Source organism: Secundilactobacillus hailunensis, from assembly GCF_005405185.1.
In the GTDB taxonomy this organism is placed as follows: Bacteria; Bacillota; Bacilli; order Lactobacillales; family Lactobacillaceae; genus Secundilactobacillus; species Secundilactobacillus hailunensis.
The window spans coordinates 1-5,569 of record NZ_BJDO01000077.1 but is presented as its reverse complement, the minus strand read 5'-3'; the positions used below and the strand labels follow the sequence as shown (position 1 = coordinate 5,569).

Annotated in this window: 4 protein-coding genes, 1 pseudogene and 1 CRISPR repeat array; of the genes and pseudogenes, 2 read left to right on the top strand and 3 right to left on the bottom strand. The window is 43.6% G+C overall.

Annotation, left to right across the window (positions count from 1 at the left end):
- Positions 1–277: 277 nt before the first annotated feature.
- Positions 278–556 (bottom strand): BRCT domain-containing protein, encoded by a 279-nt coding sequence (locus tag FFM73_RS11915; RefSeq protein ID WP_024855821.1) that lies wholly within the window; start codon positions 554–556, stop codon positions 278–280.
- A gap of 864 nt (positions 557–1,420) precedes the next feature.
- Here FFM73_RS11915 and FFM73_RS11905 point away from each other — a divergent pair.
- The gene (locus FFM73_RS11905; RefSeq protein ID WP_015639692.1) at positions 1,421–2,221 is read left to right on the top strand and encodes a ParA family protein; all 801 of its coding nucleotides are present in this window, start codon (positions 1,421–1,423) and stop codon (positions 2,219–2,221) included.
- Between the two features lies 1 nt (position 2,222).
- Entirely contained in the window at positions 2,223–2,573 is a 351-nt protein-coding gene (locus tag FFM73_RS11900; protein ID WP_011222016.1) for a DUF5388 domain-containing protein, read from the top strand.
- 272 nt (positions 2,574–2,845) lie between these two features.
- On the opposite strand, the pseudogene FFM73_RS11895 reads toward FFM73_RS11900, so the two are convergent.
- Together FFM73_RS11895 and FFM73_RS11890 are read right to left on the bottom strand one after the other, a co-directional pair.
- Positions 2,846–3,496: pseudogene (locus FFM73_RS11895) on the bottom strand (reverse transcriptase domain-containing protein); the annotation flags it as partial.
- Positions 3,497–3,905: 409 nt separating this feature from the next.
- Positions 3,906–4,157, bottom strand: coding sequence for a hypothetical protein (locus FFM73_RS11890; RefSeq protein WP_137631887.1), 252 nt, complete (start codon positions 4,155–4,157; stop codon positions 3,906–3,908).
- Between the two features lie 95 nt (positions 4,158–4,252).
- Positions 4,253–5,439: a CRISPR direct-repeat array (repeat unit 28 nt; unit sequence GGATCACCCCCGCACATGCGGGGAATAC).
- Positions 5,440–5,569 lie beyond the last annotated feature (130 nt).

The following is a 5,569-nucleotide window of genomic DNA, read 5'->3' as shown; positions in this document are numbered from 1 at the left end:
TCCAGTGCTGTGTGTTTGGATCTAGGCATACAAAAATCCCTCCATAGTCATCAAATGAATTATTGTATTTCATCTGACAACCATAAAGGGATTATCGCATGGGTAGGCCTTTTTATTGTGCAATTTTAAGCTAGTTAACATAATGCGGCTCATCCCAAGTAACCCCCTCACTCCCTGATAAAACAACGATCCGTTATTTTTCCTTTGTGAAATTTGACGGTAGAGGAGTGGTCTAGATGAAAAATCCCCACAAAATCAATAAACTCACTTTGTGAATTTAACCGCCTAAACTCCTAGACCATTGCGCCAATCGTGCCTGACACCAGTCCAAAAAATCCCGTTCTGAAATCGTTGGTGTTCCCGTCAATAACTTTTTTGTGATGGGCTCCTCACCTAAAGCCGTCTCAATTAACCCAACCACTAAATAATCTGTCTGTTTCGTAACCCAATTTTGTGGTTTCGCCCCAAAGACTTTCGCCAAACTAAAAGCTTGATCCCGATTCATGGTAGTTAGACGTCCGGTAAAAGCAATCTCACAATCTCTTAAATCAAGCATTTTAAATCATCAACTTTCTTGATTCTAATGTTGGTTTTGACTTGACGGGTTATGGTTTTCCATTCAGTTTAGAGGGAGTGACGTTTTGAGCGCAGAATTGTTCCCTGGAAACAGCTATTTGGAATAACTGAACCAGAGTGCAATTCTACGCTAAGGTTTCCCCCTAGTTCGTCGGTCGTTAACGCCCGTCGCTTGTCTGTACAATTGCGGTATTGCTACCACCACTCATTATAAACCTACGTTTTCGGTTTAGCCTACTAAAAAACGCCCTAACAGGCGTTGATGATACGTATTTATGTTTGTTCGATCACCAACTAATCAGTGGCACCAAGCCGAAGCTTCGTTTTACCACCCGCGCCGTTAATGGTCGCGCTCACCATTCACCACCCAGCCGTACAGATAGCCTTGTTGTGGTATAGCCAGACTTATTGAAGTCGCCCTGGCAAACGTGTCCCCTTGGATTTAGACCCCAGCTTGTCCCCTAGGGCTTTAAAAATCGCACCGGCCATGATATAATAGTCATTAAACAAGTTGACTTTTATGTGGCGCTTACCGATTCCAGTCGGTGGGTGTTTTTTTATGTTCTATTTTATGTAACCAATATTACTCGTTGTTTGGTGATAAATCAACATTTCTTTTTATGTATCCTTGTATCCTTGTATATTCATATCCTTGTATCTAAGTATCCTTGTATCCTTGTATCCTTGTATCTAAGTATATTAGGATACTTGCAGTCAATCTTAATTTAACGGCTTTTGAGAAGAAATGTATCCTTGTATCCTTGTATCCAAGTATCTTTGTATGTTATCATCCTTGTATCCAAGTATCCTTGTATATTAGGATACTTAATTGGAGGTCAATATAATGGGTGAAGTAATTACTTTTGGAAATTTTAAAGGTGGCACCGGTAAAACAACAAATGCCACGCTTGCATGCCTGGCACTAGCTCGTGCTGGTAAAAAAACGCTATTAATTGATTTCGATCCTCAAGCAAACGCTACAGATATTTACTTTAAAACCGCGGCTAATTTAGGCCACGATGATATTAAATTTAATCAAACCCTGCTTGCATCAATCCAAGAAGAGGACTTATCAAGATCGTTGGTTACTTTGGATAAAAACATTGACTTTATTCCATCAAGCGCAGATTTTTCATTGTACCCACGGATTATGGAAAAAAAGTTTAAAAATAATTATAAAGATAGAGTTACATATTTTAGCAAGCTACTTGCTTCACTAAAAGAAAAATATGATTTTGTGGTATTTGATTTGCCACCGACTATTTCCTTAATTTCTGATAGCGCCTTATACGCTTCAGATTGGGTTCTGATTATCCTTCAAACTCAAGAGCACAGTCTTCAGGGTGCCGAATCGTTTCTAAAATATATACAGGAACAGGTAATCGATGAATACGAAGCACCTAGTTTGAATTTACTCGGTATACTTCCTGTGCTATTAAAGAATGGGGCGCCTGTTGATCACAGCACATTAGAAGTAGCAGAAGAAGAATTTGGGAAAGAAAACATGTTAAAAACCCTAATTCGTAATATGGAAAGAATCAAAAGATATTCAATCAGAGGTGTATTTCTAAAAGATCAGTTCGATAAAAAAATAATTAGATTATACGATTCTGTGGCACAAGAAATTATTGAAAGGGCGGACTAGCATGGTGGAACTTTTACACAATCCTAACTCAAATAAAAGCAAAATAATTCCTAGAAAATCGGCGCCCCAGCCCCAAAAAGAAATTTCCATATCTTCTCTAAACGAATCAAACAAAACGAAGTCTAAACAAATAGATGGTGTTACTTTTGATACTACGCTCAGAATTGACAATCATCTAAAAAACTTTATGAAAGCTATGGTAATTTTAGGGTATAGCTCAACTCAACAAAACGGATTAGCCCAATTACAAAAAACTTTTTTTGAATCGTTAACTGAGTCTGAACAAAATACGCTTACGACTCAAATACAGACTTTGGAAACCGGCGATGCTAACAAAGTAAAAAGTAAATAATCACGTGCTCTCAGACGACACGTTCACCTTTTAGATGTATACTTGTCCGTTTAAATTAAGCAGAATGCACAATCGAGTAGGAGGTAATTGATTAATTCAATTACCGACCTCTCACACCACCGTACGTACGGTTCCGTATACGGCGGTTCAATAATTTAAGCACTTTGTATTGACTGGAGTGTCTTGCTCATATTGATGAGTCCAAGGCGTTCCAGTCTTTTGTTTGTCAGAGTATAGGTCAATGTCTTGCTATGCGCAGTTCGCCAATCACCATTCATGACACCGCTGGTTAGGAAGCGACGAATGAGATGCAGTATCCATGGATCCGTAATATACTGCTCAATAAATTTAATAAGCAGATCGTGGTTGACCGTATCGAAGTATGCTTTTAAATCGAGATCCACGACATAGTGATAGCCCTGATTGTAGAACTGAACCACTCTATCAATGGCATCTTTAGCACTTCGATTCGGTCGGAACCCAAAACTATTATCTGAGAAGACACGCTCAAATGTTGGCACCATGACTTGCGCCATGGCTTGTTGAACAAGTCGGTCAATCACAGTTGGTATTCCGAGCTTGCGTTTACCACCATTAGGTTTTGGAATTTCAACCCGCTTAACGGGACGAGGCCGATAGGTCTCGTTTTGTAAAGCTTGCAGTAATTCCTGTTTATGTTTCCTCAAGTAGGGCAACAGTTCGTCAACGGTCATTCCGTCTAGTCCTGCTGCACCTTTGTTTCTGTAGACGCGAAGATAAGCCTCGTTCAGGTTATTTCGGTCTAAGACTAACTCTTGAAACTTAGTGCCGTTCATCATCGTATTTTCACCAGAGTCAGTGCTACGCACCCCGACTTGTTCTTGGGCTTCCAGTCCTACTGTCCGCCGGCGGTCAGCTTTTTCTGTATTCTGCGGTTGTTGCACTGTCTCCACCTCCAATATCAATGATGACCTATTATTGTTCAGCCCTTCGTGGCAGATACCACTACTATGGCCTCGGCTGACTCCTGTATCGTTCTGCACCACATCACTGCGATGTTTGTTCCTGTGGCGCTTAGCGCGCCTCTTGTCGGGAACGTACGATACAGGCCTCCCCGGGTAAGAACGCCCACTTTCGTACCATGTCATTGCCAGCTTTACTGCGATGGCCTCGAGTAGTATTGGACTTTGGTTTGTTTGGCAACCTCGTCCGACCAACACAGCCTTATAGCTGATTCTTGTACATCAATGCGGTACTTTGTCGCCGACTTCCTTCAGATTCCACCTCACGATGGACACCCTTGTCATTGACTTGCGGTTCCGACTACTACGGCCCGCAACGGACTTTCACCGTCTAGTTGGCGCCCATGCCGGGCGCACCAAAAAAACTAGTATTGGTGTGGTCACCAATACCAGAAATTTTACAGCCCATATTTTTCAATTGGATAGAGTCAATATCGTGACTGGCTAGTTGTCCTAAGACTGGATTGTTATCAAAGACGGCTAAGATATTACGCAGTTCAATCGTCACAATGGCTAATTGTTCAGCTTTAATGCGGGGAATACAATATGTTGCTGATTCGTTATATGACTTTTTCAGGATCACCCCCGCACATGCGGGGAATACCCATTAACAGTTATGGAACAATCACAACAAGCGGGGAATACCAAAACAAACCACTAAGCACTTGGCAAGTTTCGGGATCACCCCCGCACATGCGGGGAATACACATGGCAAAGAACCGGCTCAACCCTAACATGGGGATCACCCCCGCACATGCGGGGAATACTAACATGTCATCGTCGGTTTCGCCAGAATCCCAGGATCACCCCCGCACATGCGGGGAATACTACTTCAATCAATTTTCGGGGTTGATGTTTCCGGGATCACCCCCGCACATGCGGGGAATACTTCTAAGTGCATCTAACTTTTTATAGTCTTTCAGGATCACCCCCGCACATGCGGGGAATACCTTATCAAAACTGGCCCACGGCATGTCATTGAGGGATCACCCCCGCACATGCGGGGAATACGCATTTTCCACCTGCCTGTCCGCAATCTCCCTAGGATCACCCCCGCACATGCGGGGAATACAAAATTTGAGTTTGGCGATGGCACCGGTGATAAGGATCACCCCCGCACATGCGGGGAATACCACAAGTTAAGTATCCAACAATTAGCGCCACTAGGATCACCCCCGCACATGCGGGGAATACGTTATGGAGAAGCACAAGGATCAGGATTGTACAGGATCACCCCCGCACATGCGGGGAATACCCTTGTAGTTAGTCGCTTTTTGAACTTGACCTGGGATCACCCCCGCACATGCGGGGAATACTGACACATATAGCGAACCGACCGATGCTGCTAGGGATCACCCCCGCACATGCGGGGAATACCAAAGATTGAATGGTATACCGAACATGGATTCAGGATCACCCCCGCACATGCGGGGAATACCAAAGATTGAATGGTATACCGAACATGGATTCAGGATCACCCCCGCACATGCGGGGAATACCTAGACGCCTTGCAAGTTCTGTTCACGATTGAAGGATCACCCCCGCACATGCGGGGAATACTAAAAAAGTGTTTAACATTATCTACATAGCTCAGGATCACCCCCGCACATGCGGGGAATACTTCAGGATCACAAGACCTTGCGGCGCATAAAAGGGATCACCCCCGCACATGCGGGGAATACTCGTTTATTATGATGACCTGCCAGACAGTGTTAGGATCACCCCCGCACATGCGGGGAATACCCAACCCGCACATTGTGAAGTTGTGGTACGCTGGGATCACCCCCGCACATGCGGGGAATACCCCGAACCGCTTACAAAAATCAAGTTAACATTGGGATCACCCCCGCACATGCGGGGAATACAATAGCTGCCAGTTTGTCGGGATAGGTTGTTTGTCAGCAACGGTTGTAAAATGTTGGAAAATACCGATTAGAAAATGTCGGTTTTCCAACATTTTTTTACGGTAAAATAAACGCATCTCAAATTTGGAGG